This window comes from Aliiroseovarius sp. CAU 1755, from assembly GCF_054482655.1.
On record NZ_JBTLRH010000002.1, the window covers coordinates 295,501 to 321,251 of the forward strand.

26 protein-coding genes are annotated in these 25,751 nt (G+C 59.1%); 16 read left to right on the forward strand and 10 right to left on the reverse strand.

What is annotated here, in order from left to right; all coding sequences use genetic code 11:
* Window positions 1-161: 161 nt before the first annotated feature.
* Entirely contained in the window at window positions 162-2,417 is a 2,256-nt protein-coding gene (locus tag ACXYMP_RS08620; RefSeq protein WP_458905681.1) for an adenosylcobalamin-dependent ribonucleoside-diphosphate reductase, read from the reverse strand.
* A 125-nt stretch (window positions 2,418-2,542) separates the two neighbouring features.
* Between ACXYMP_RS08620 and ACXYMP_RS08625 the strand changes: the two genes are divergently transcribed.
* The 14 genes from ACXYMP_RS08625 (at window position 2,543) to ACXYMP_RS08690 (ending at window position 14,545) form a co-directional block, all read left to right on the forward strand.
* Window positions 2,543-2,980, forward strand: coding sequence for a DUF1489 family protein (locus ACXYMP_RS08625; protein WP_458905683.1), 438 nt, complete (start codon window positions 2,543-2,545; stop codon window positions 2,978-2,980).
* Window positions 2,981-3,059: 79 nt separating this feature from the next.
* Window positions 3,060-3,923 carry a branched-chain amino acid aminotransferase gene (locus tag ACXYMP_RS08630; protein ID WP_458905685.1) on the forward strand — a complete coding sequence of 288 codons (864 nt, stop codon included), beginning with the start codon at window positions 3,060-3,062 and terminating at the stop codon, window positions 3,921-3,923.
* Entirely contained in the window at window positions 3,916-4,950 is a 1,035-nt protein-coding gene (locus tag ACXYMP_RS08635; protein WP_458905687.1) for an AbrB family transcriptional regulator, read from the forward strand. Before ACXYMP_RS08630 ends, ACXYMP_RS08635 begins: the two co-directional genes overlap by 8 nt.
* Window positions 4,951-5,008: 58 nt before the next feature.
* On the forward strand, window positions 5,009-5,464 hold the full coding sequence (locus tag ACXYMP_RS08640) for a universal stress protein (protein WP_298565623.1): 456 nt from the start codon (window positions 5,009-5,011) through the stop codon (window positions 5,462-5,464).
* A 72-nt stretch (window positions 5,465-5,536) separates the two neighbouring features.
* The gene (locus ACXYMP_RS08645) at window positions 5,537-6,100 is read left to right on the forward strand and encodes a NifU family protein (protein ID WP_298565621.1); all 564 of its coding nucleotides are present in this window, start codon (window positions 5,537-5,539) and stop codon (window positions 6,098-6,100) included.
* Window positions 6,090-6,710 carry a tRNA (adenosine(37)-N6)-threonylcarbamoyltransferase complex dimerization subunit type 1 TsaB gene (gene tsaB, locus ACXYMP_RS08650; protein WP_298565620.1) on the forward strand — a complete coding sequence of 207 codons (621 nt, stop codon included), beginning with the start codon at window positions 6,090-6,092 and terminating at the stop codon, window positions 6,708-6,710. The genes ACXYMP_RS08645 and tsaB overlap by 11 nt, the downstream gene beginning before the upstream one ends.
* Before the next feature lie 15 nt (window positions 6,711-6,725).
* Window positions 6,726-7,148, forward strand: a complete 423-nt coding sequence (locus tag ACXYMP_RS08655; protein WP_458905690.1) for a GNAT family N-acetyltransferase — start codon at window positions 6,726-6,728, stop codon at window positions 7,146-7,148.
* Window positions 7,149-7,325: 177 nt separating this feature from the next.
* On the forward strand, window positions 7,326-8,321 hold the full coding sequence (locus ACXYMP_RS08660; RefSeq protein ID WP_298565616.1) for a BMP family lipoprotein: 996 nt from the start codon (window positions 7,326-7,328) through the stop codon (window positions 8,319-8,321).
* A gap of 7 nt (window positions 8,322-8,328) precedes the next feature.
* On the forward strand, window positions 8,329-9,900 hold the full coding sequence (locus ACXYMP_RS08665) for an ABC transporter ATP-binding protein (protein ID WP_298565615.1): 1,572 nt from the start codon (window positions 8,329-8,331) through the stop codon (window positions 9,898-9,900).
* A complete protein-coding gene (locus ACXYMP_RS08670; protein WP_298565614.1) occupies window positions 9,900-10,997 on the forward strand; it encodes an ABC transporter permease in 1,098 nt (365 codons plus the stop codon). The genes ACXYMP_RS08665 and ACXYMP_RS08670 overlap by 1 nt, the downstream gene beginning before the upstream one ends.
* Window positions 10,997-12,004, forward strand: a complete 1,008-nt coding sequence (locus ACXYMP_RS08675; protein WP_298565612.1) for an ABC transporter permease — start codon at window positions 10,997-10,999, stop codon at window positions 12,002-12,004. The genes ACXYMP_RS08670 and ACXYMP_RS08675 overlap by 1 nt, the downstream gene beginning before the upstream one ends.
* Window positions 11,988-12,791, forward strand: coding sequence for a purine-nucleoside phosphorylase (locus tag ACXYMP_RS08680; RefSeq protein ID WP_298565610.1), 804 nt, complete (start codon window positions 11,988-11,990; stop codon window positions 12,789-12,791). The genes ACXYMP_RS08675 and ACXYMP_RS08680 overlap by 17 nt, the downstream gene beginning before the upstream one ends.
* A 69-nt stretch (window positions 12,792-12,860) precedes the next feature.
* On the forward strand, window positions 12,861-13,778 hold the full coding sequence (locus tag ACXYMP_RS08685) for a sulfite exporter TauE/SafE family protein (RefSeq protein WP_298565609.1): 918 nt from the start codon (window positions 12,861-12,863) through the stop codon (window positions 13,776-13,778).
* A complete protein-coding gene (locus ACXYMP_RS08690) occupies window positions 13,778-14,545 on the forward strand; it encodes a TIGR02186 family protein (protein ID WP_458905694.1) in 768 nt (255 codons plus the stop codon). Before ACXYMP_RS08685 ends, ACXYMP_RS08690 begins: the two co-directional genes overlap by 1 nt.
* Window positions 14,546-14,553: 8 nt before the next feature.
* On the opposite strand, the gene ACXYMP_RS08695 is transcribed toward ACXYMP_RS08690, so the two are convergent.
* The 8 genes from ACXYMP_RS08695 to ACXYMP_RS08730 form a co-directional block, all read right to left on the reverse strand.
* Complete coding sequence (locus tag ACXYMP_RS08695; protein WP_458905696.1) at window positions 14,554-15,282, reverse strand: SDR family oxidoreductase; 729 nt, start codon at window positions 15,280-15,282, stop codon at window positions 14,554-14,556.
* Window positions 15,275-16,813, reverse strand: coding sequence for an ATP-dependent DNA helicase (locus ACXYMP_RS08700; protein ID WP_458905698.1), 1,539 nt, complete (start codon window positions 16,811-16,813; stop codon window positions 15,275-15,277). The genes ACXYMP_RS08695 and ACXYMP_RS08700 overlap by 8 nt, the downstream gene beginning before the upstream one ends.
* Before the next feature lie 64 nt (window positions 16,814-16,877).
* Complete coding sequence (locus ACXYMP_RS08705; protein WP_298565601.1) at window positions 16,878-17,531, reverse strand: acyl-homoserine-lactone synthase; 654 nt, start codon at window positions 17,529-17,531, stop codon at window positions 16,878-16,880.
* A gap of 90 nt (window positions 17,532-17,621) precedes the next feature.
* Window positions 17,622-18,335: a helix-turn-helix transcriptional regulator gene (locus tag ACXYMP_RS08710; protein WP_298565599.1), complete on the reverse strand. Its 714-nt coding sequence runs from the start codon at window positions 18,333-18,335 to the stop codon at window positions 17,622-17,624.
* Complete coding sequence (locus ACXYMP_RS08715) at window positions 18,280-18,495, reverse strand: hypothetical protein (RefSeq protein ID WP_298565597.1); 216 nt, start codon at window positions 18,493-18,495, stop codon at window positions 18,280-18,282. Before ACXYMP_RS08715 ends, ACXYMP_RS08710 begins: the two co-directional genes overlap by 56 nt.
* A 266-nt stretch (window positions 18,496-18,761) precedes the next feature.
* Window positions 18,762-20,051, reverse strand: a complete 1,290-nt coding sequence (ccrA, locus tag ACXYMP_RS08720) for a crotonyl-CoA carboxylase/reductase (protein WP_298565594.1) — start codon at window positions 20,049-20,051, stop codon at window positions 18,762-18,764.
* Window positions 20,052-20,199: 148 nt separating this feature from the next.
* Entirely contained in the window at window positions 20,200-21,645 is a 1,446-nt protein-coding gene (locus ACXYMP_RS08725; protein WP_298565592.1) for a 1-acyl-sn-glycerol-3-phosphate acyltransferase, read from the reverse strand.
* Window positions 21,642-21,887 (reverse strand): hypothetical protein, encoded by a 246-nt coding sequence (locus ACXYMP_RS08730; protein ID WP_458905702.1) that lies wholly within the window; start codon window positions 21,885-21,887, stop codon window positions 21,642-21,644. The genes ACXYMP_RS08725 and ACXYMP_RS08730 overlap by 4 nt, the downstream gene beginning before the upstream one ends.
* On the opposite strand from ACXYMP_RS08730, the gene ACXYMP_RS08735 reads away from it, so the two are divergent.
* Both ACXYMP_RS08735 and deoD read left to right on the forward strand, forming a co-directional pair.
* Window positions 21,886-23,865: a methylmalonyl-CoA mutase family protein gene (locus ACXYMP_RS08735; RefSeq protein WP_458905704.1), complete on the forward strand. Its 1,980-nt coding sequence runs from the start codon at window positions 21,886-21,888 to the stop codon at window positions 23,863-23,865. The genes ACXYMP_RS08730 and ACXYMP_RS08735 overlap by 2 nt on opposite strands.
* Window positions 23,866-23,978: 113 nt before the next feature.
* Window positions 23,979-24,683: a purine-nucleoside phosphorylase gene (gene deoD, locus ACXYMP_RS08740; RefSeq protein ID WP_458905706.1), complete on the forward strand. Its 705-nt coding sequence runs from the start codon at window positions 23,979-23,981 to the stop codon at window positions 24,681-24,683.
* A 2-nt stretch (window positions 24,684-24,685) separates the two neighbouring features.
* Here the strand turns inward: deoD and ACXYMP_RS08745 are convergent, their stop codons facing one another.
* Window positions 24,686-25,549 (reverse strand): urea carboxylase-associated family protein, encoded by an 864-nt coding sequence (locus ACXYMP_RS08745; RefSeq protein WP_298565587.1) that lies wholly within the window; start codon window positions 25,547-25,549, stop codon window positions 24,686-24,688.
* Window positions 25,550-25,751: the final 202 nt, after the last annotated feature.

The following is a 25,751-nucleotide window of genomic DNA, read 5'->3' on the forward strand; positions in this document are numbered from 1 at the left end:
TTTCTGCGCCCAACTCTTAGCCCCGAGATCCCTTCGGCCAGCCATCATTTCGCGTTTCGGCAAGTAAAAATGACCAATGGCGAACCTATTGGACCAAAATGGCAATCCCTGGAGTCAAACTGGCAAGACTATGGGAGCCTCCACCTGACGCTCGATCTGACCTAGCCGCACTTGGAATGGCCACAAGACGCACAGGTCATGCAGCCTTCGATCATCCGCATGTCATATTGCCCACAGCTTGGGCAGGCCGGGCCGCGTGGGGCGTTGCCAAGGTTGACGACCTCGGCGTGGGGGTCGGTTTTCAAGCCCATCCCCTCGCCTTCGATGAACCCTGTCAGAACCATGTGACGTTCGATCACGCCACCGATGGCTGCGAGGATTGAGGGGATGTATTTCCCTTCCATCCACGCGCCGCCGCGCGGGTCGAAGACCGCTTTCAGTTCTTCGACGACAAAGCTCACATCGCCGCCGCGCCGGAACACGGCCGAGATCATGCGCGTCAACGCAACCGTCCAGGCGAAATGCTCCATATTCTTCGAGTTGATGAACACCTCGAACGGGCGGCGGTGACCGTTCAACACCAGATCGTTCACGGTGATATAAATCGCGTGCTCGCTGTCAGGCCATTTGACTTTGTAGGTATGACCCTCCAGCGATTGCGGGCGGTCGAGCGGCTCGGAGATATAGACGACATCCGCACCGGTGTCGGCCTCGGGGGCCTTTTCGCTGACCTCGGACACTGACAGGACGGACCCCGTGACCTCGTTCGGTCGATAGGTCGTGCAACCTTTGCAGCCGCTGTCCCATGCTTCCATATAGACCGTTTTGAACGCCTCAAAACTGATATCTTCCGGGCAGTTGATGGTTTTCGAGATCGAGCTGTCGATCCATTTCTGCGCGGCGGCCTGCATCTTCACATGCGCCAAAGGCTCCAGCGTTTGGGCGTTCACGAAATAGTCGGGCAGTTCCTTGTCACCAAACTTGTCGCGCCACATTTGAACGGCATAGTCCACGACCTCTTCTTCCGTGCGCGAGCCATCTTTTTGCAGCACCTTGCGGGTGTAGGCATAGGCAAAGACCGGCTCGATCCCCGACGACACATTGCCCGCATAGAGGCTAATCGTGCCGGTGGGCGCAATGGACGTCAGCAGCGCATTGCGAATGCCGTGTTCACGGATCGCATTGCGCACGTCGTCGTCCATATGGGTCAGCGAACCGGACGCGAGATATTTTTCTGCGTCAAACAGCGGGAACGGTCCCTTCTCTTTCGCCAGTTCCACTGACGCCAGATAAGCCGCCCGTGCGATCTGCTTCATCCATGCTTCGGTCTGGGCGGCGGCCTCGTCCGAGCCGTAACGCAGACCCAGCATCAACAACGCGTCGGCAAGGCCCGTCACACCAAGGCCGATCCGGCGTTTGGCTTGGGCTTCCTGCCGCTGTGCTTCCAGCGGGAAGCGGCTGGCATCGACCACGTTGTCCATCATCCGCACGGCGGTCGCGACCAGTTCGGTCAGCGCGTCGCCGTCCAAGTGGGCCGCGTCCTCGAACGGGTCCGCAACCAGCCGCGCAAGGTTGATAGAGCCTAGCAGGCACGCGCCATAGGGCGGCAGGGGCTGTTCCCCGCACGGGTTTGTGGCGGCGATTGTCTCGCAATAAGCGAGGTTGTTCATCTGGTTGATGCGGTCGATGAAGATCACGCCCGGCTCGGCGTAATCATAGGTCGCCTTCATGATCTTGTTCCAAAGATCGCGCGCTTCGACGGTGTGGTAAATGGTGTCTTCGAATTTCAAATCCCAGCTGGCGTCGTCTTTGACGGCCTGCATGAAGTCATCCGTGACCAATACCGACATGTTGAACATACGCAGCCGTGCGGCGTCGGATTTCGCGGTGATGAAGTCCTCAATGTCGGGGTGATCACAGCGCATCGTGGCCATCATCGCACCGCGACGCGAGCCTGCCGACATGATGGTGCGGCACATGGCGTCCCACACATCCATGAAGCTGAGCGGGCCAGAGGCATCGGCCGCCACGCCCTTCACATCCGCGCCACGCGGGCGGATGGTGGAGAAGTCATAGCCGATCCCGCCACCCTGCTGCATGGTCAGCGCGGCCTCTTTCAACATATCGAAAATGCCGCCCATGCTGTCGGGGATCGTTCCCATGACAAAGCAGTTGAACAGCGTCACCGCCCGCCCTGTCCCTGCGCCCGCGGTGATCCGGCCTGCGGGCAGGAATTTGAAATCTTCCAGCGCGCTATAAAACGCGTCTTCCTGCGCTGGTTCAGCCTCGGCCAGCGACCGGGCAATCCGGCGCCACGTATCCTCGACCGTTTTGTCTACCGGCGTGCCTTTGGCCGTTTTCAGACGGTATTTCATGTCCCAGATTTGTTCGGCGATAGGGGCAGCAAAGCGGCTCATTCGGGCGATTCCTGTGCGTGTTGGAAGGCCTTTCAGACTAGGCGATCAGGTCGGGGAAGGTCAATTGCCAAAGGACGAGATTCGGCGTAAAGTGGCAAGCTAACCACAACATCTGGGGTGCTGCTTTGGTTGACACCATAAATCTTGTAAAACTCTGCGTCGGAGCTGAGCGGGTCGAAGACCTTGAGACATGGCAGGCCGCCCGCATGGCGGCAGGCGGTCTGCCAAATCCCCGCCATGTCACGCGGATGTGGCCCAAGCGTGAGGAAATGCTGCTGGCCGGTGGATCGCTATACTGGGTTTTCAAAGGGCTTGTCCTTGCCCGACAGCGCATTGTGCGGCTGGAAGAGGTGATCGGCGACGACGGTATTCGCCGCTGTGGCATCGTGCTTGACCCGAAAATTGTGCGCACCGAAAGCCAGCCGCGCCGAGCCTTTCAGGGCTGGCGCTATCTGAACCCACAAGATGCACCGCGCGACTTGTCGACCGAAAGCACCCACAGCGACGACACTCCCTTGCCCAACGAACTGGCCGCGGCGCTGGCCGATATTGGCATCCGCTGACCGCCCAGCACGCCGCGCAACGGGTCTGGACACCGGTCTTTTGCCTGATACTGTCTGCTTGAAATTGAAGGAGGCCCCGATGGCGACCGGCACCAACATTCGCACCTATTTCAACGGCACATGGCACGCGGGCGACATTCCGGTCATGAATGCTGCCGACCATGGCGCTTGGCTTGGCACGACCGTTTTTGATGGGGCGCGGTATTTCGAAGGCATCCTCCCGGACCTTGAGCCACATTGCGCGCGGGTGAACCGATCAGCCGAAGCCCTGATGATCACGCCCACAGTCTCCTCCGCCGACATGGTCGAGATCGTCAAGGAAGGGCTGGCCGCCTATCCCAAGGACGCCGCCGTTTATATCCGGCCCATGTATTGGGCGCTGGAAGGGGGCGATCTGGGGATCGTGCCGAAAGAGGGCGCTACGGGCTTCGCCGTCTCGCTTGAAGAAATCCCGATGGCGCCGAAGACGGCCTCGACCACCCTGACGACCACCCGCTTTCGCCGTCCGGTGATGGAGGACGCGGTGGTCAACGCCAAGGCCGGGTGCCTTTACCCAAACAACGCGCGGATGCTGGCCGAAGCACGCGCAAAGGGATACGGCAACGCGCTGGTCGCCGACGCGCTGGGGAATGTGGCGGAAACGTCATCTGCCAACGTGTTCATGGTGCGCGACAAAGAGGTGTTCACACCCATCGCAAATGGCTGTTTCCTTGCAGGCATCACCCGTGCGCGTCACATCGCCAATATGCGCGCGGACGGGATAAAGGTGCATGAAGCGGTATTGACCTTCGATGACTTTCACCGCGCTGACGAGGTTTTCCTGTCCGGCAACATGATGAAGGTCACACCGGTCAGCGAGTTTGACGGCACCATGTATAACTCCGGCCCAATGACGCAACGAGTGCGCGAATTGTATTGGGACTGGGCACATTCCAATGCGTGAGCCGCTTCGTACGGTTCTGACACTGTGTGTCGGGTCCGTTGGCGCGGCGATTGCCTGGGCGATCAACATGCCGATGGGGCTGTTGGTCGGGCCCGCTCTGGTGGTTGCAATTGCCAGCTTGCGCGGGATGGACACCGACATTGCCCCACCGCTGCGCAACGTAATCTTCATTCTGGTGGGGATCACAGTTGGGTCGATGGTCACCCCCACCAGCATTGAGGCGGTGCTGCGCTGGCCCGTTGCCTTTTCAATGCTCGCCGCGCTCACCCTCGCAACGCCATTTGCCGGACGCTGGGTGCTGACGCGCACGATGGGGTTTGACCGGGACGAGGCTTTTTTGTCGGCCGCCCCCGGCCATCTGAGCCTCGTCGTCTCCCTGTCCGACAGCCTGGGTATTCCGGTCGCACGCCCCGCGATCCTCGCCTCGTTCCGTGTTCTGGCGCTCAGCCTGTTCGTGCCACTGGCCGCGCGCCTGTCGGGGATCGACCTTGGTCCCGGCCTACCGGTTGGCCGCGCCACGGCACCGTGGCTGATGCTGGGCGCCGAACTGGCCGTCGCACTGGCCCTGACGCCGTTGCTGATCCGCGCGCGCCTGCCTGCGCCGGTTTTGCTGGCCGCGATGATTGCCGCCGCAGCGTTTCACCTGACCGGGGTGGTCGATGGCAACCTGCCCCCATGGGTCAGCCAGGTGGTGCTGGTGATGATGGGATGCCTGATCGGCACCCGGTTTTCAGGCGTCACATGGCGCGACCTGAAACGAAACGTGGCGGCCGGCGGGATCGTCGTCGCATTGACCGGGCTGATGGCCGCCGCCGTCGCCATTCCAGCGGCCTATCTGTCCGGCCTTCCGATGCTGGATCTGCTTGTCGGGTTTGCCCCCGGCGGGCTGGAAACCATGATCATTGTCGGGGTGGCGATGGGCGCTGACCCCAGTTTCGTCGCCGCTGCTCATGTGGGTCGGTTGGTCCTTCTGGCGATCCTGATCACCGCCTATGCCGCCCGAATTGCCCGGCGCGTGCCGCGTTGAAAACCATAGACAGCCTTTCGCCCCTGATGCAGACTGGCCCCGTTTTGGGAGGTCCAACATGCGCAAGTTCCTTGTTATCCTTGATGACAGCCATGAATGCCTGAATGCCATGCGCTTTGCCGCGATGCGGGCAGCCAATACCGGGGGCGGGGTCGAAGTTCTGTCGATCATACCACCAGATGAGTTCAATCACTGGATCGGCGTCGGCGCCCTGATGCGCGAAGAAGCGCGTGAACGGATCACCGTGCATTTCGAGGTGTTCGCAAAATGGATGCGTGACCGTCAGGGCATCGACCCCGAACTTGTCATCCGCGAAGGCGAACCCGTGCCTGAAATCCTGTCTCAGGTGCGCGAGGACAAGGAAATCGGCGTGCTGGTGCTTGGGGCCGGCGAAGGCAAACATGGCCCCGGACCGCTTGTCACCCAGCTTACACGTTCCTCGGCCGACCTGCCGATCCCGATCACCATCGTGCCGGGCAACATGACCAAGGAACGGCTGGAAGCGATCACCTGAGCGACCTTTTGACCACCTTGACTTCACGCGCGCCGAGGCCCATATCAAACCTGACAAAAAAGGTGCGCCAACATGTTTATCCAGACCGAATCCACACCGAACCCCGCCACACTGAAATTCCTTCCCGGACAGGCTGTGCTGGGCACAGGCACAGCTGACTTCCCGTCGGCCGACACGGCTGGCAGCTCTCCTTTGGCCGAACGCATTTTCAAAGTGCAGGGCGTCACAGGTGTTTTCTTTGGTGGTGACTTTGTCACCGTCACCAAGGGCGAAGACATCGACTGGGATCACATCAAGCCAGCAATTCTTGGCGCGATCATGGAACATTTTCAGTCCGGTCAACCCATCATGGCAGGCGAAGCCACGGCCCCGGCAGGTCATGCGGAACACACTGGCGAAGATGGCGAAATCGTCGAGCAGATCAAAGAGCTGCTGGACACGCGCGTGCGTCCCGCCGTCGCTCAGGATGGCGGCGACATAACATTCCACGGGTTTGATCGCGGCATCGTCTACCTGCACATGCAAGGCGCCTGTGCGGGGTGCCCCTCGTCGACGCTGACGCTGAAGATGGGCATCGAAAACCTGCTCAAGCACTATATCCCCGAAGTGATCGAGGTCCGCCCTGTTGCCGCGTGATCCTTTGATCCTTTCCTTCGACACATCGGCCGCGCATTGCGCGGCCGCTTTGCTGTCTGGCGACACGATCATCGTTCATCGCGTCGAAGACATGGCGAAGGGGCAGGCCGAACGCCTTATGCCATTGCTCGAAGAGGTTCTGGCCGAGGGCGGGGTCCACTGGCGTGACCTCAGCGCCATCGGCGTCGGGATCGGGCCGGGCAACTTCACCGGCATCCGCATATCGGTTGCCGCCGCGCGGGGTTTAGCCCTGTCGTTGGACGTGCCGGCAATCGGCGTATCGTCACTGGAAGCGCAGGCTGGCGACGCCCCACGCCCGGTCTGGTCCCTGATTGATGCGCGCCGCGATCATGTCTATGCCCAATTCCTTGGGTTGGACGCAGAAGACGACGCCCCGATTCTGATCCCCCTCACCGAAGCGACAGCACTGCCCGGCCAACATATCGGCCCCGATGCTGTGACGGACATTGCCGTTAAAATCGCGCGCATTTCTGCCCGGCGATTTTCACACGCTGATCCACAAAGCCCCGTGCCGCGCCCTGCCCCGCTTTATGTTCGCGCGGCTGATGCTGCTCCACCCCGTGACCCTGCCCCCACCATCTTGCCATAAGGAACAGACCCTCGCATGCGCGGTGCCACACCCGACACCTTGGCGGATATCCATGCCACGTCGTTTCACCCCGCGCGTGGCTGGACCACGTCCGAGATCGCTGGACTTCTCGCCTCGCCCCATGTCTTTGTCGTAACCGATCGCGCAGGCTTCGTGATGGGACGTGTCGTCGCCGATGAGGCCGAGCTTCTGACGATTGCCGTCCTGCCTGCGACGCGGGGCACTGGAATGGGCGCGCGCCTTCTGCGCGGATTTGAGGCCAACGCCACGGAACGCGGCGCGAAACGGGCATTTCTTGAAGTTGCGCAGGATAATACCAAGGCGCGTGCGCTGTATTCCGGCGCAGGGTGGCACGAATCTGGTCGTCGCAAGGGATACTATGCGCGGTCCGGGAAAGAAAACGTCGATGCGATCTTGATGGAAAAGCGCTTTCCCTAACGTGAAGCGCCTGAATTTCCGGCGTTTTCAGGTCGACGCTGAAAACTTAATATTGACCGCGCTCTTGCCCTTTGCCCAAAATCCCGGATGATCCTAGTCAGCGATCTGCTCGCAGAATTTGGGAATCGGCGGACAAGATGTCCAGCCGCCCCAGCAACAACAACCGGGAGTGTTCAAATGACCCTGATGAAAACCTTTCTTGGTGCCGCTGCTTCAATGGCACTGACCGCAGGCGCAGTGATGGCCGAGCCGGCGATCATTTTCGACCTTGGCGGCAAGTTCGACAAATCGTTCAACGAAGCGGGCTTCAATGGTGCGCAGAAATGGGCGGAAGAAACCGGCGGCAGCTATCTTGAGATCGAGCTTCAGTCCGAAGCCCAACGCGAACAGGCCCTGCGCCGCTTTGCCGAAACGGGTGCTAACCCTGTGGTCACATTGGGCTTTGCCATGTCCGCAGCCCTGTCTGAGGTTGCTCCGGATTTCCCGGAAACCACATTCGTCGCCAATGACGGCTGGTCTGATGCCCCCAACGTGCTGAATGTGGCATTTGCCGAGCACGAAGGCTCGTATCTGGCGGGTATCATGGCTGCCATGGCCTCCAAGTCGAACACGGTCGGCTTCATCGGCGGCATGGACATCCCGCTGATCCGCAAATTTGGTTGTGGCTACGCTCAAGGCGTTCTGGCGACAAACCCAGATGCCAAGATCATTTCGAACATGACTGGCACTACCCCGACCGCGTGGAATGACCCGGTGAAGGGCGGCGAGTTGACGAAAGCCCAGATCAGCCAAGGCGCTGACGTGATCTATGCCGCAGCAGGCGGCACCGGCATCGGCGTTCTGCAAACCGCCGCCGACGAAGGCATCCTGTCGATCGGTGTGGACAGCAACCAGAACTACCTGCATCCCGGCAAGGTTCTGACCTCGATGGTCAAGCGGGTCGATGTGTCCGTCTATGAATCGATGAAAGAAGGCGAAAACCTGAAACCGGGCATGCGCGTCATGGATCTGGCACATGATGGCGTCGGACTGGCAATGGACGAGCACAACGCCGATCTTGTCACGGACGAGATGAGGGCCGCCGTGGACGACGCCAAGGCCAAGATCATCTCAGGCGAGATCGCGGTCCACGACTATCAGTCGGATGACAGCTGCCCTGTCATCAACTTCTGATCCGGCGATGTCTGGTCTGAAAAATGGGGAGCAACAGTCGTCTGTTGCTCCCGCTATCGAACTTCGCGGCATCTCGAAGGCGTTTGGCCCGGTGCAGGCGAACAAGGACATCTCGATTTCCGTGCAGCCGGGGACGATCCACGGGATCATCGGCGAAAACGGCGCGGGCAAATCGACGCTGATGTCCATCTTGTATGGGTTTTACAAAGCCGATGAAGGGCAGATCTTCATCCACGGCAAAGAAACCCAGATCCCTGACAGCCAGGCCGCCATTCGCGCCGGTATCGGGATGGTGTTCCAGCACTTCAAACTGGTTGAAAATTTCTCGGTGCTTGAAAATGTGATCCTTGGAGTCGAAGAGGGCGCAATGCTGCGCCCGTCCTTGGCAAAGGCACGCAAGTCACTGAAGTCGCTTGCGGAAGAATATGAGCTGCATGTCGATCCAGACGCCCTGATTGAAGATCTGGGCGTGGGGGTTCTGCAGCGGGTCGAGATTTTGAAAGCGCTCTACCGCGAAGCTGACATCTTGATCTTGGACGAGCCGACCGGCGTGCTGACCCCCGCCGAAGCTGACCACCTGTTCCGCATTCTCAACGGGTTGCGCGATCAAGGTAAGACGATTGTTTTGATCACCCACAAGCTGCGCGAGATCATGGAGATCACTGACACCGTTTCTGTCATGCGGCGCGGTGAAATGACCGCGACGGTCAAGACGAAAGACACGGACGCCGAGCATTTGGCCGAATTGATGGTGGGCCGCAAGGTGTTGCTACGGGTTGACAAAGTGCCCGCTCAGCCGGGCGAAAAAGTGCTTGAGGTGGATGACCTTCACATGGTTGACGATCATGGGGTTGAACGCCTCAAGGGTATTTCGTTGCATGTGCGGGCGGGCGAGATCCTTGGCATCGCTGGCGTATCCGGCAACGGACAGTCCCAATTGCTCGAGGTTCTGGGCGGCTATGCAACAGCAACCGGCGACATTCGCATCAACGGTCAACCAATTGATCTGACGGGAAAGTTTTCCGACGGGCGATCCCGACGCGCGCGTGGCATTGCGCATGTGCCAGAGGACCGGCAGGATCATGGGCTGATCATGGATTTCCCTGCTTGGCAGAACATGGTGTTTGGTTACCACCACGAACCAGAATATCAGAAAAACAAATTTCTGATGGATAATGCGAAGATGATCGAGGTTGCGCAGGACAAGATGGACCGCTTCGATGTCCGGCCACCAAATCCGTATCTCGAAGCCAAAAGCTTCTCTGGGGGCAACCAGCAGAAAATCGTCGTCGCCCGTGAAATCGAACGCAACCCCGACCTACTGTTGGTCGGTCAACCCACGCGCGGTGTCGACATCGGTGCGATTGAATTCATTCACCAACAAATCATCGCCCTGCGCGATCAAGGCAAAGCCGTGCTTTTGATCTCGGTCGAGCTGGAGGAGATTTTGTCGCTCAGCGACCGGATCGCTGTCATGTTCGACGGACACATCATGGGTGAACGCCTTCCGGACAAGACCGACGAACGCGAGCTTGGCCTTCTGATGGCCGGGGTCACCGAAGAAGGGGACGCAGCCTGATGGAAAAGATGCCAAAATGGGCCGACGTTGCCCTAATCCCCTTCCTGAACCTGCTGATCGCCTTTGTGCTCTCTGGATTGGTCATTCTGGCCATCGGGGAAAACCCTGTCAAAGCGCTGCAGATGATGATTTCGGGGGCGCTTGGGTCGACTTATGGCTGGGGCTATACGCTGTATTACGCCACCAATTTCATCTTCACAGGTCTTGCCGTTTCGATCGCGTTCAAAGCGGCAATGTTCAACATCGGCGGCGAAGGTCAGGCGATGGTCGGCGGGTTGGGTGTGGCGCTTGTCTGCCTTTACATCCCCTTCCCGCACTGGTCCGTCGCGATCCTTTTCGCGATGATTGGCGGCGCCGTCTTCGGGGCGGCCTGGGCGGCCATCCCGGCCTATCTGCAAGCCAAGCGCGGCAGCCATGTGGTGATCACGACGATTATGTTCAACTTTATCGCCGCATCGCTTCTGAACTACATGCTGGTGAATATCTTGCGCCCGAAAGGCGAGATGAACCCGCAAACCGCAGGCTTCCCCGACGCGACACATTTGCCGACCCTGCACGAGATGCTGGCGCCGTTTGGCATCGCCTTTTCCAAATCGGCACCGGTGAATGTCTCGCTTTTCATCGCCCTTGCGGCTTGCGTGGTCGTCTATCTGCTGATCTGGCGGTCACGACTGGGGTACGAGATCCGGTCCTTCGGGCATAGCCAGGAGGCTTCCGTCTACGCTGGCATCTCGCCCGTCAAGATCACCATGATCGCGATGCTGCTGTCGGGTGGTCTGTCGGGTATGATGTCGATCAACAACACGATGGGCGAGGCTGAGCGCCTCGTCCTGAACTCGGTCGAGGGCGCAGGTTTCATCGGCATTGCCGTGGCTTTGATGGGTCGCAACCACCCGTTCGGCGTATTGCTGGCCGCGCTATTGTTCGGCTTTCTGTATCAAGGCGGCAGCGAATTGTCGCTGTGGACGAAGATCCCGCGCGAACTTGTCATTGTCATTCAGGGCCTCGTGATCTTGTTCACCGGGGCGTTGGACAACATGGTGCGCAAACCGGTTGAACGCGTCTTCATTGCCGCTGCGAAACGGAGGGCAAGCTGATGGATTTCTTCACGATTGTCCAAATCTTCGACAGCGGCCTGCGCCTTGCGATACCGCTGCTGTTCGCCTGCCTTGCTGGTCTTTTCTCGGAACGCGCGGGCATCTTTGACATTGGGCTTGAGGGCAAGATCCTTGTGTCGGCCTTCTTTGCCGCTGCCGTCGCAGCCATGACCGGTTCGGTCTGGCTTGGCTTGCTGGCGGGCGTTGCTGGATCGCTTGCGTTTTCGGCGGTGCATGGCGTTGCGTCGATCACCTTTCAAGGCAATCAACTGATTTCCGGCGTTGCGCTGAACTTCCTTGCTTCGGGTCTGACCGTTCTGGTTGGCGAGGCATGGTTCGCACTTGGTGGGCGCACGCCGTCGCTGTTTGGCAAGGGCCGTTTCACAAATATCGACCTGCCCTTCTCGATCACCAAAGCCGACGCCGAAGCTGCCGGGTTGCCTTTGTCGAAAATGCTTGAACAGGCCAATCCCATTCAACAGGTCTATACCGAGCTGATCTCGGGCCACACCATTTTGGTCTATGTCGGCCTGCTTCTGGTGCCACTGTCGTGGTTCGTCCTGTATCGCACGCGCTTTGGTCTGCGACTGCGTGCCGTGGGTGAAAACCCTGCGGCCGTCGATACGGCAGGCATTTCGGTGATCGGCCTGCGCTATAGCGCGATGGCGATCGCCGGCACGCTTTGCGGTTTGGCGGGCGTCTATCTGGCCACGGGTCTGGGCGCTGGTTTTGTGAAGGAAATGAGCGCTGGCCGCGGCTTTATCGCACTGGCCGCCCTGATCTTCGCCAAGTGGAAACCGGTTCCTGCCTTAGGCGCAACGTTCCTATTTGGCCTGCTGGAAGCCATCGCGAACCGTTACCAGAGCATCGACCTTGGCGGGTTCGTCATCCCGGTGCAATTCATGCAAGCCCTGCCCTATATCCTGACCGTTGTCATTCTGGCCGGTTTTGTCGGCAAGGCGGTTGGTCCAAAAGCAGGCGGTGTTCCCTATGTCAAAGAACGCTGAGGCACTGGCCGCTCAAATTCGCGACGTCGCCGGCCCCGAGCCAGTCCAGCTTGGTCTTGTTCTGGGGTCAGGTCTGGGTCATCTGGCCGAAGCGGTCGAAGGCGTGGCCATCCCCTATGATCGGCTGGACGGCTTCCCCCAATCACATGTTTCGGGACACAGCGCCAAGCTGGTGGTGGGCCAATTGGAAGACACGCGGGTCGCGGTTTTTGCGGGCCGCTCGCATTACTATGAGAACGGAAAGCCGGATGCGATGCGTCTTCCGCTTGAATTGCTCAAGGCTTTGGGGGCTGACAAGCTGATCTTGACCAATGCGGCTGGCTCCATGCGTCACGACATCCCACCCGGAGACCTGATGCTGATCTCGGATCATATCAATTTCTCGGGCCTCAATCCCCTGATCGGAGAGCCTTCGGACGCGCGCTTCGTTCCGATGGGCGACGCCTATGATCCTCAGATGCAGGCGGACTTTGCCAAGATTGCGACGTCCGAAAGCATCCCGCTGAAAGCAGGCGTCTATGCGTGGTATTCCGGGCCATCATTTGAAACCCCCGCCGAGATCCGGGCGATCCGCACCCTGGGCGCAGACGCTGTCGGTATGTCCACCGTGCCAGAGGTGATCCTTGCCCGTTTTCTTGGATTGCGCGTTGGTGCGTTCTCGACAATTACCAATATGGCGCAGGGGATGTCGGACGAGGCCATCAGCCACGAGCACACCAAAGCAATGGCCCCACTTGGGGCTAAAAAGTTGGAAAAACTGGTTCGCCGCTACTTAACGCGTGACTAACAGCCTGCAAATGGGCCAAGTATAGAGAACATCACCCCGGAACGCCCTTAGCCCAGAAGTCTTTCGAATATGCAGATTTACCTGCCGATCGCCGAAGTATCCGTGAATGCGTTTCTGCTGCTCGGATTGGGTGGAATCGTCGGCATTCTTTCGGGCATGTTTGGCGTGGGCGGTGGGTTCTTGATGACGCCACTGCTGTTTTTCATTGGCATTCCGCCAGCCGTCGCCGTCGCCACCGAGGCCAACCAGATCGTTGCCAGCTCGTTCTCCGGCGTGCTCGCGCACTTAAAACGCAAGACCGTAGACCTGCGAATGGGCTGTGTTTTGCTGGTCGGTGGCCTGATCGGTGCGGCCTTCGGGGTGCAACTGTTCAACAGCCTCAAGGCAATCGGCCAGGTCGATCTGTTGGTGAAGCTGTCCTATGTGCTGTTTTTGGGCGTCATCGGTTCGCTTATGTTCGTGGAAAGCCTGCGCGCCTTGCTGCAGTCACGCGGTGGCACTGTGGTGCCGACCCGGCGCAAGCACACATGGCTTCACAATCTGCCCTTCAAGATGAAGTTCCGCACATCGGGGCTTTATATCTCGGTCATTCCGCCGATCATCGTCGGAATTCTGGTGGGCATACTGGCTGCGATCATGGGGGTTGGCGGCGGGTTCATCATGGTGCCTGCAATGATCTACCTTCTGGGAATGCCCACCAAGGTGGTTGTTGGCACATCGCTGTTTCAGATCATCTTCGTGACCGCCTTCACGACGCTATTGCACGCGACGACCAACTTCACCGTTGATATGGGGCTGGCCGTTTTGCTGCTGGTTGGTGGCGTGGTGGGGGCCCAGATCGGCGCGCGCATCGGCACCAAGCTGAAAGCAGAACAGCTGCGCGTTCTATTGGCGCTGATGGTGTTAATTGTGTGCGGCAAACTTGCGATCGACCTGCTGATCCAACCCGCCGAGCTTTACGAACTTGGCGCGAAAGGTGGCCACTGATGCGGCGCACCTTGTCCCTTCTTCTTTTCTTCATCGCGCTGGCCTTGCCCGCCCGCGCGGAAAAGGTCGTGGCCGGGCTGAGCCAGAACCGCGTGTCCATCACCGCAACCTTCGTCGGGTCAGAAATCCTGATCTTTGGTGCGGTCAAGCGCGACAAACCACCGCCCGAGGGTGATCCCCTGCAAGTTATCGTCGTCGTTGAAGGGCCAGCATCGCCCGTGACAGTGCGCCGCAAGGCGAAACGGTTCGGCATCTGGGTCAACACCGACGCAATGGAACTTGCTGCTGCACCCAGCTTTTACGCGGTGGCGACCTCGGCCCCGCTGTCACAAACCGTGTCCATTCTGGATGATCTGCGCCACCTCATTTCAGTTGAGCGGTCCATCCGCATCAGTGACAACCCCTTCACCAATGAAGACCCGCGTGATTTCTCAGCGGCCCTCATTCGCATTCGTGAAAACAACGGCCTTTACACGCTGATGGAAAACACCGTGAACCTACGCGAAGAAACGCTGTTCGACACCCGCATTGCCTTGCCGGCCAACCTGACCGAAGGTGACTATCGCACGCGGATTTTTCTGACCCGTGGCGGCTATGTTGCATCGCAATATGAGACGGTGATCAACGTGCAGAAGGTCGGATTGGAGCGCTGGATCTTCAACCTCGCCCATGAGCAGCCGCTGATTTACGGGCTTCTGTCTCTGGTGATTGCCATCGCCGCAGGTTGGGGCGCTTCGGCTGCATTCCGGTTGATCCTGCGCACCTGAGCGCGCTTCTAGCCGCGCCCGATATAGGGCATCTTTGTTGCCATGACCGTCATAAACTGCACATTCGCTTCAAGCGGCAAAGTCGCCATGTGCAAAACCGACCGCGCGACATCGCTGACATCCATCGTCGGCGGGGGCGCAACGCCGTCGCGAACCGAGGCATCGACAATGCCCTGCAAAAGCTCGGTGCGCGCGTTGCCAATGTCGATCTGACCGCACGCGATATCGAAGGGGCGGCCATCCAGGCTGATCTGGCGCGTCAGCCCTGTGACACCATGTTTGGTGACGGTATAGGTCACGGCCCCCGCCCGCGGAACATGGGCGCTGACCGAGCCATTATTGATGATCCGTCCACCTTGCGGCGTCTGTGACCGCATCCGGGCAAAGGCGGCACGCGCGCACAGGAACATCCCCGTCAAATTGACCGACACGGCACGCGACCAATCCTCGACCGACACCTCGTTAATCGGAGCCGCTTCGGTGAACAGCCCTGCGTTATTGAACAGCAGGTCCAGCCGCCCGGCCTGCGACGTGAAACTGTCAAACGCGGCGTCTACGTCTTGTGGCTTCGACACATCCGCGGGCAACACAATGGCACGGTCATGCCCCGCGGCGACTTCTTCCAGCGCCTCACGGCGGCGGGCCAGAAGGCCCACGGTCCAGCCCTCTGCCAGAAAGGTTTCTGCCACGGCACGGCCAATACCTGCACTGGCACCGGTGATCAGAAGGCTAGGCATCGACTTCTCCTTCGGACTGCAAGTTGAGCGGGGCGGGTTTTGTCGACAGGTCTGCTGTTGAAAGCTCGGCCTGCGGGCGCGCCATGGCGTAGCGCTTGACCCAATGAAGCCGCGTTTCCGCGCGGGTGATCGCCACATAGGCCAAACGTTTCCACAGCGGCAAACCTGCTTCGGTGCGCCCAGCCCGCGACGCCGCCCAGATATCTGGCGCAAACACTTGCACCTCTGGCCATTGAGACCCCTGCGCCTTGTGGATCGTGACCGCAGCCCCATGAAGAAACGCGGCGCCCATTCGGGCCGCGTAGGGGATGAACGGCTCTTCCTCGTCTGGCATCTCGATCTTGATGATCGACGCCACGGACACCTGAGGGTCTTCGGCACCGATCACGTGAAGCCGCGAAAAGCCCTCGCGATTTCCCGGCCCAAGATAGACGCATTGAGCGCCCTTGATTAGACCACGCGCTTCTAGATCAATCCGCTTTTTTCGGTGCTTCAATGGCAGCTCGATCCCGTCGCAGATCAGCGGTTCACCGGGAAGAAGCGAATGTTCGGGGGCACCGAAAGCGCCTCGGAATGCACTGATCAACCGCACACGGGTCACATTGCGCCAGACCAAAACCGGAGACCGCGCCATCAGGTCGGCATTCACGCGTGCAGCCACCACGACACGATCATCAACGCGCGCTGCGTCCTCGATCATTTGCTCGAATGACGCAAAGTCGAGCGTGTCATCCGCCAAGGCATGGGCCAGATCCAAGATCGGGTTGTCCTGCGCTTGCCGGTGTATGCGGTGAAGCTCCAGCTTGCGGCGTGCACCCAGCTTGTCAAACACCATCTCGCCGGATTGGCCGACCGGGGCCAGTTGAGCAGGATCCCCGAACAACACGAGCGTCGGGAAAATCTCGCGCAGATCGGACAGTTGCTTTTCATCCAACATCGAGCTTTCATCGACAAAGCCAATGTCCAGCGGGTCATCTCGACGTTTCCAGCCGGTGATAAAATCGGATCCGCGCAGTCCCGCTGCGGCCAGCGCGCCAGGAATGGATTTCTGTGTCTGGTAAAACGCAAACGCGCGGTCAAGCGCGTCATCCGTCAAGCCCTCAACCGTTGGCCGTTCGCCGTTTCCAGCCAGCCATTCCGCTATTTTCTCGTATTCCGGGTCATAGACCGGCGTGTAGAGGATGCGGTGAATTGTGGTCGCCGGCACGCCACGGTTTCGTAGCACGCTTGCGGCCTTGTTGGTTGGTGCCAGAATGGCCAAAGTGCGTCGATCCTTGCGGCGCTTGCCTTCCCAGTCGCCCGACACAACCTCGACGCCCGCATCCTGCAACGCCTTGTAGAGTTCGGCCAAAAGCAGGGTCTTTCCCGACCCTGCTTTGCCGATGACAGCCATCACTTGTGCCTTTCCGTCCGCAAGCGGCGTCAGCACAGCATCGTCCAGATCAACCCCCGCACCGCGCAGCATTTCAGCCACGCGATCATGGGCTTCGGCCTGGTCGTCAGAGTAGGTCAGGGGCGCGCGTTCGGTCATAGCGCGACCCTAACCTGCACTCTGGTCCTGCGCCAGCGCATAGGCGCTGGCCACAACGTTTTCGTCAGGCGGTTTCGGGCAGGTCTTGCTCTTGCGGAGCAGAACGTGCGCCAAGGCCGAGTGAATAACGCAACCAGCTTTTGCTGGTTTCGCGGCTGACGCCCACCCGTTCGAGGGTTGGGGCAAAGGCATCGTCATTCATCGACCATAGGCCTACACCGATCCGTTCCTTGCCTTCACCGTCCATACCGACGACCTCGGGCTCAAGCCCCATCAGGCGATAGATCCGCTCCATGCGCGGATCGAACACACCGACATAGTGCTTCAGTTTGAAGGCGCTCATCAACTCTCCGGCCCCCAACGCAAGTGCGGCCGACGCGCGACGGTCGGCACCGGGTGCCAGACAGAACCGGGTGCATTCCCAAATGAGCGGGCTTTCAATCCGCACACCTTCGGTCAAATGGATGAAGTGGTCGTTGACCATCGTTTGCCCCACTGTGGGCAGAAAACGCATTGATCCACCGTGACGGCCATCAGCCTGTTCCCAGATCACATAGAGAGGGTTAATGGCATCATACTCGTCACGTTCGTGCCCTGCCTCGTTGACGTGAACATCCCAGCCGAGACGGCGCGAGAATTGTTCAGCCCGATCGCGGAACATGGTGTCTGCAAGCAGAGGGAAATTGTTAAGATCGTTACCATAGAGATAGCGCAGCATGAGATTGGCTCCTTTGTCCGATAAGCTAGCCAAACAATGGTCGCCTTAAGGTTAATGTAAGGCAAATGTCTCGTGCGTTTTCATCAAATTTTAAACGATGATGATTCCCGTCGACAACGCACGCGCTACCGCATGGGTTGTATTCATGGCGCCCAGCTTGTGACGAGCCGATTCGATATAAACTCTTAGCGTGTGCTCTGATATCTGCAACTCAGCCGCAGCTTGTGCTCTATTCATCCCTTTGGCGAGGCAGGTCATGGCCGAAAGTTCGCGCGGCGACAGTGAGGGCGACGAGCTTTCTTCGCCCCATTTTTCAAATGCCAGCGCCTTTTTGTTCAGCTCGTGTGCAATAATCATCAGATCGTGGGTGTTCTGATCGACGAAACGCTCCCAGTCCTCATCGGCAACATTGTCGTTCAAAGTAAACAGCGCGAACTGTCCATTTGGTCCGCGGATCGGAATTGTGAAACCCTGATTGCCTAAACCGAACGCAAGCGCGTCCTGAAACATTTCACGTGCGGCCTTCGAGGACCAGTCGAGCTCTTTCCAGGAAACCGGCGTAAACCTTTGAAAACATCCGAAAATAACCGGATCAATCCGCAGGTAGTCCTTTTCGAGATAGCGATCTACCCACTCGGCGCTGTAGGTTCCCGCGCCGAAACGCTCTCCGACAGAGTTCACCCAATGATAAACGGCATGCGACACATTGTAGTAGTCCCGAAGCGCTTCGATAACGCTTTGAAGATCCTCAAGCGTGCTCGCCGCCTGCAATGTAGAGAGTAGGTCTTCCAACCGGTTTATCATATGGCTTCACGTTCTCCGTCGTCCGACGTGAAGCGCTTGCGATCTCGGTCATGGCGATAAGGCGCGCATCATCCAACTGGTCTGCCGTGACACTTAAACCATTTTTCACGGCATAGGCCTTCAGGTCGGTAAGAACATCAATGATCCATTCATCTGACATGTAAAGCCTCGATCCATAGGTTAGGGAAAACAACCTTAGCATGTGATTTTTTTTCGAGGTATTCACAGTTTTGCACTCCCCAAAAATGGCGAGGCGCAGAATACTATCCTATTGATTTGATCCCGGTGATGCCAATCGGCGTCGTTTCGCTAAAAGTGATTCGGAATAAATCTTTTCGCTGAATAGGTGTGCTGCGCGCACGAAAAAGCCCCCCACCCCAAGAACAGGGTGAGGGGCCGATCCATATGGCCCAGCAATCGGGTTGGTTACTTGGGACCAGCTTCCAGAGCGTCCTCAAATGTTCGCAGCCCGGTTTTCGGGGACTGCACCAGAACCGCCATGTTGCCCGGCTTGTGTTCGTTGCGCAGCATCTTCATATGCGCGTCCGGGATCTCGTCCCATGGGAACACCTCTGACATGCAGGGGTCGATCCGACGTTCCACCATCATCCGGTTGGCCGATGCGGCCTGCTTCAGGTGCGCGAAGTGACTGCCTTGGATGCGCTTTTGGTGCATCCAGAGGTAACGCACATCAAACGTGCAGTTGAAGCCCGTCGTGCCCGCGCAGATCACGACCATGCCGCCTTTTTTACACACGAAGGTCGACACCGGGAACGTCGCTTCGCCGGGATGCTCAAACACCATGTCCACATTGTTGCCCTTGCCGGTGATGTCCCAGATGGCTTTGCCGAATTTACGGACCTCTTTGAACCACGCGGCGTATTCGGGTGTGTTCACGGTGGGCAGTTGCCCCCAGCAATTGAAGTCCTTGCGGTTGATGACGCCCTTGGCGCCAAGCGACATCACGAACTCGCGTTTGTCTTCTTCAGAGATCACACCGATGGCATTGGCGCCAGCCGCGTTGATCAATTGGATCGCGAAGGACCCCAAGCCACCTGACGCGCCCCAAACCAGCACGTTTTGACCGGGCTTCAACTCATGTGGCGCGTGACCGAACAGCATCCGGTAGGCCGTTGCCAAGGTCAGCGTGTAGCAAGCGCTTTCTTCCCAAGTCAGGTGCTTGGGGCGTGGCAAAAGCTGCTGCGCCTGAACATTGGTGAACTGCGCGAACGAGCCGTCAGGTGTCTCATACCCCCAGATCCGCTGGCTGGGCGAAAACATGGGGTCGCCGCCGTTGCATTCTTCGTCATCGCCGTCGTCCTGATTGCAGTGGATGACAACCTCGTCCCCAACCTTCCAGGTTTTGACCTTGTCTCCGACAGCCCACACGATGCCCGACGCATCAGACCCCGCGATGTGATAGTCAGCGCCATGGCCATCGAAGGGCGAAATCGGCACACCCAGACCAGCCCAGACACCGTTGTAGTTAACGCCTGCCGCCATCACGAGCACCAGAACTTCGTGGCTGTCCAATTTCGGTGTGTCGACGACTTCCACCAGGAACGACTTGTCGGGTTCGCCGTGCCGTTCGCGACGGATCGCCCAAGCATACATTTGTTCAGGCACATGGCCCAACGGTGGCATCTCGCCGATTTCGTAAAGGTCTTTTTTCGGGGCATCGTAGTCAGCGATGCTGGGTTGCGTGTCCAAAGCCATCGGGGCCTCCTGCTATTGCGCGTTATCTGATTCTGTTGCCGCAGTGCAGAAATGCGGCTGCTAATGCAGCATTACGTATGGCTCCGCAAGATTGCAACACCAAACAGCACATTTTTGTAACTTTATGTCGCGTCAAATGATTTCAGGGCTAAGGCAGAACGGCTGCGTCAGCCACCTCGGACGGGGTCAGGTCCGATATTTGAACCGTCGTGATGGCATCCGACAAATGGGCGATAGAGTTGGCGTAGTAAGACAAGATCAGCCGATCCGAAGGATTGACGCGATAGACCGACGCGCCATCTCTGCCCTCTTCCATGATCAACTTGCGCGATTCCAGAAGACGAAGTCCGACTTCGGCGGCATATTTCATGTCACCACGGGGCAAATGCACATGAGCGCCCTTGGCTTCCATGTCGGCCACAAGAGTCTGGAACCGATCTTCGATCTCGGCACTCGTATGCGTGTCTTTTTCAAGAAGAATGGCGGCGACAACGGGCACGGGAAGCACCGGCACGACGTCACGGATGCGCGACATCAGCTCTTTCCCAAGCGGGATCAGGATCTGTTCGGGGGTGCGATCCCCAAGAAAGGTCGCCAGTGATACCGGCGCCCCAAAGGACACACTGGCATAACCAAAGCGATGAAATTTACCTGTCAGGCGTTGCCAGATGTGGCGGCCCACATGGCGCGCAACATACTTGAAGCGCAGCCCGAACTTGCGATGACCGCTGACATCGGCGGCCACCAACACGCGATCCTCCAACACCCGGTCATAATTCATCGCCACCGGCACGAACACCACGTCGCGGTTCTTGCCCGGTTCGAAATCTTGCACGATATAGCTGAGCAGCCCCAGCTTGGGCGCCCCAACTGTCCCATTGAGGCTCAGCCCGCCTTCCGGGAACATCGCCTGCGTCACGCCGCCCTCTGTCGCCATCCGCACATAGCGCGCCAGCACCTTGCGATACAGCGCATTGCGGCTTTTGCGACGAATGAAGAACGCGCCCATCGACCGGATCAAGGCGCGCAGCGGCCAGACACGGGCCCATTCGCCCACAGCATAGGACAAGTGCGAACGTTCGGCCGCAAGCCACGTGACCAGCACATAATCCATGTTGGATCGGTGGTTCATAACAAAGACGACCGTCGCGTCAGGCTCTATCTCGCGCAGGCGCGCTTCGTCGAAAGCGCCAAGGCGCACACGATAGAAGGCCCGGCTCAGCAGTTTTGCCAGCCAGATCCCAAACCCGAAATAGGCGGTGGCCGAGAACCGCGGCACGATCTCGCGTGCGTATCGCTGGGCTTTCTCAAAGGCGACCTGCTCGGGAATGCCTTCGTCGCGGGCATGTTCGGAGATCGCCTTGGCCACTTCAGGATCATAAGACAGCCTTTGCACCATGTCATAGCGCCGGGCCAGCTTGAAGGGTTCGATCGGGCGTTCAAGCCTTTGGTTTAGCTGCGCAACCGCTCGTTCAAGGCGACGGCGAAAGAACCAACGGACAGAGGGGAACAGGAAATGCGACGCAAAAGTCACCGTGGCGAAAGCCAGGATCAGGACAAGCAGCCAAAGAGGCAATTCCACCACGCGCGTCATGGCGTCACGTTTTCAGGTTTCCGGCGCAAGGTAAAGCCTGACCAGCACCAATGCGGCACGCAATGCACGCGCCAATTCTCATTTGTTTGCAATTGGAAGGCAGGATTGATGCCAACAACCGAGCCTGCCAGCATGGCGTCCCTAAAGCGCGCAACTTTCTTCATGCAATATTCACCCTTGCGTAACATTCTTTCGTCTGCGAAAAATGCTGCAGCGCAACAAACCCGCGAGTCACGGAACATGAACAGCCCCACGAATCCCAGCCCTCAAACGCGGCCATGGCTTTTCCGCACGTATGCGGGTCACTCGACCGCCAAAGCGTCGAACGCGCTTTATCGCACAAACCTTGCAAAAGGTCAGACGGGTCTGTCGGTGGCTTTCGATCTGCCAACCCAAACCGGATATGACAGCGACCACAAGCTGGCGCGCGGCGAAGTGGGCAAGGTGGGCGTGCCGCTTGGCCACCTGGGCGACATGCGCGCGCTGTTCGCTGATATCCCGCTTGAGCAGATGAACACCTCGATGACGATCAACGCCACGGCGCCGTGGCTGTTGTCGCTTTATATTGCAGCGGCTGAGGAGCAAGGCGCGGATGTCTCAAAGCTGCAAGGCACGGTGCAAAACGACATCATCAAGGAATACCTGTCGCGCGGCACCTATGTCTGCCCGCCAGAGCCTTCGCTGCGGATGATTACCGACGTTGCCGCCTATACGCGCGAACATCTGCCAAAATGGAACCCGATGAACGTGTGTTCCTATCACTTGCAAGAAGCCGGCGCGACGCCCGAAGAAGAGCTGGCCTTCGCACTGGCCACCGCCATCGCCGTGTTGGACGATCTGAAAAACAAAGTGCCCGCCGAGGCCTTCCCGGCCATGGTGGGCCGCATCAGCTTCTTCGTAAACGCGGGCATCCGCTTCGTCACCGAGCTGTGCAAGATGCGCGCCTTTGTCGAGCTGTGGGATGAAATCACCCGCGACCGCTACGGCGTCGAAGACCCCAAGTTCCGCCGTTTCCGCTATGGTGTGCAGGTGAATAGCCTCGGCCTGACCGAGCAGCAGCCCGAAAACAACGTCTACCGCATTTTGATCGAGATGCTGGCGGTCACGCTGTCTAAAAATGCCCGCGCCCGCGCAGTGCAACTGCCCGCTTGGAACGAAGCACTTGGCCTGCCCCGCCCGTGGGACCAGCAATGGTCTCTGCGCATGCAGCAAATCCTAGCCTATGAAACCGACCTTCTGGAATTTGACGACCTTTTTGATGAAAACCCCGCCGTGGAACGTAAAGTGGCCGAGTTGAAAGACGGCGCACGTGCCGAACTGGCCCAGATCGACGGGATGGGCGGTGCGGTGGCCGCCATCGAATACATGAAGTCGCGCTTGGTGGATTCGAACGCGCGGCGCATCAACAAGATCGAAGCGGGTGAAACCACCGTTGTCGGTGTGAACCGCTGGACGGAAGCCGCCGAAAGCCCCCTGACCGCAGGCGATGGCGCGATCATGGTCGCCGATAAGGAAGCCGAGGCCGATCAGATCGCCCGGCTGGAACAATGGCGCGCGGATCGGGACGGGGCCAAGGTCAAAGTTGCGCTGGACGCTCTACGCGCGGCTGCCAAATCCGGCGACAACATCATGCCGCCGTCAATCGCCGCCGCCAAAGCGGGCGTGACAACGGGTGAATGGGGCGAAGTTATGCGCCAGACCTTCGGGCAGTATCGCGCGCCAACGGGGGTTTCGAAAAACCCATCAAACCGCACCGAAGGGCTGGACGAGATCCGTACCCGCGTGGATGCGGTGTCTGACGCGCTTGGTCGTCGTCTGACCTTCCTGGTCGGCAAACCGGGGCTTGATGGTCATTCCAACGGTGCCGAACAAATCGCCGCCCGCGCCCGCGATTGCGGCATGGATATCACCTATGAAGGCATTCGCCTGACACCGGAGGAGCTTGTCGCCTCGGCCATCGAAACCGACGCACATGTGGTCGGCCTGTCGATCCTGTCAGGCAGCCATATCCCGCTGCTGGAAGAACTGATCGAACGGATGCGCGAGGCTGGTCTGGGCCACATCCCCGTGGTTGCGGGCGGGATCATCCCGGATGAGGACGCAGACCGGCTGCGCGCCATGGGGGTCGCCAAGGTCTATACGCCGAAGGATTTCGAGCTGAACACCATCATGGACGACATCGTAACCTTGGTGGCTCCAGCAGAAGTCGCCGCCGAATAGATCGGCCCCGACACGACGGTTGAAAGCGTGCTGCGCCACTCTGCGCTGCATGAACCTTTCCCTTTCCGCACGCGCAGGCTAGGTTTCCTCTGTCCCAAGAAACGGAGAAGACTATGACCGTCCATATCGGTGCCGAAAAAGGCCAGATCGCTGAAACCGTGCTGATGCCCGGTGACCCCTACCGCGCCCGCTGGGCAGCAGGAAAGTTTCTGGATGGGGCCGAGTTGGTCAATGAAGTCCGCGGGATGCTGGGGTTCACCGGCACCTACAAAGGCAATCGCGTTACGATCCAGGGGTCGGGAATGGGGATGCCCAGCCTGTCGATCTATGCCAACGAGCTGATCCGCGACTACGGGGCAAAAACCCTGATCCGCATCGGGTCATGTGGCGGGATGCAGCCGCAGGTCAAGCTGCGAGATGTGGTGATTGCGATGACCTGCACGACCGTCGGGACACCCTCCAACACGATCTTCCGTGAGTTGAACTATTCGCCCTGCGCCGATTACAGCCTTCTGGAGGCCGCAGTGGCATCGGCCCGCACTCGCGATGTTGGGGTTCATGTCGGCGGTATCTATAGCTCGGACACGTTCTATGATGAACGCCCAGACCTGAATGAGCAGATGACGCGGCACGGCATTTTGGGCGTCGAAATGGAAGCGGCAGAGCTTTATACGCTTGCCGCCCGCCATGGCGTGCGTGCGCTTGGGATCATGACTGTCTCGGACCACCTGCAAACCGGCGAGGCTTTGGCCTCGGACCTTCGCGAACAGAGCTTCGGTGACATGGTCGAGATCGCGTTGGACGCCGCGTTCGCCTGAGCCTATCGGCCATGACTGCGGTCATAGCCGTTGCACGGCGGCTGTGACCATCCAGCAAGCGCACCTTCATTGGGGGCGAACACCTCGACCTGCAGCGGAAAACACGCCGCCGTATCCGAGCTGTGTTCAGATGAACAATCCCCACCCGGACAGGCGCTGAGTGCGCCCAGCAGGTCGATCTCGGCAAAGAACTCCAGATAGTCGCCGGGACGGACCGGACTTTTCTTCATGAAATACTGGCCAGTATCGCGGGTAAACCCGGTGCACATGAAAACATTCAGAACGTCATGGATGTGAGGTTCTGCTTGGGCCAGCGTGCAGCCCAGATGATCCGCCAAGCACCGCGTCAAATTGGAATGGCAGCAGTGGTGATATTGCCCGCCCGTCAAAAGATTGTGCGTATAGGGGTCACAGCGTGTGCCGATCACGTCATGCACTGACCCGCCAAAAGCGTCGAACCCATACCAATCCAGCGTGTCATCAACGATGGTCGCCATCGGACGCGTGCCGGGAAAACTTGTCCACATCCGATCTGAAACGGACAAATGCGTGCCGTGAAGGGCGCGTGTCTTGCCCGAATAGAACCTTTCATCAAGGTCATGCGCATTCCAAAGGTTCAGATCTCCGACCTGCGGCCCTTCGACCGAGGTGATGCGAAAGAAGTGACCGGCTGGCACGCTGAACACGCGCGCATCGCGTGGCGGCACCCGTGTTTCACTGATTTTCAGAGCCCCCTCGCGTGCCTCGCGGTAAAGCGACATGGGCGGGGGTGGCAGTGTGTCGGCGCGATAGCAGATCACCGGACCCTCGGCACGGCGAAGGTCGGCATCGCTTGGGGCCTCATACATCGGGTGTTGTGGCTTCATCCTTGGGCCTTTCGCTGTGTTTTCCGCATGAAGCCACGCCAGGACAACAGGGGCAAGGCTTCTCGATATGGCTGGTCAGGGACGGTCGGGTTGCGCCGGGCAAGCCAAATCTGCCGTCGCCACCGATCCGACGTCCTGGCACGAGGCGCCTGCATGTGCCGCGTGCCCACTGCCCCCGGCCGCACCATCGACCACAAGATTG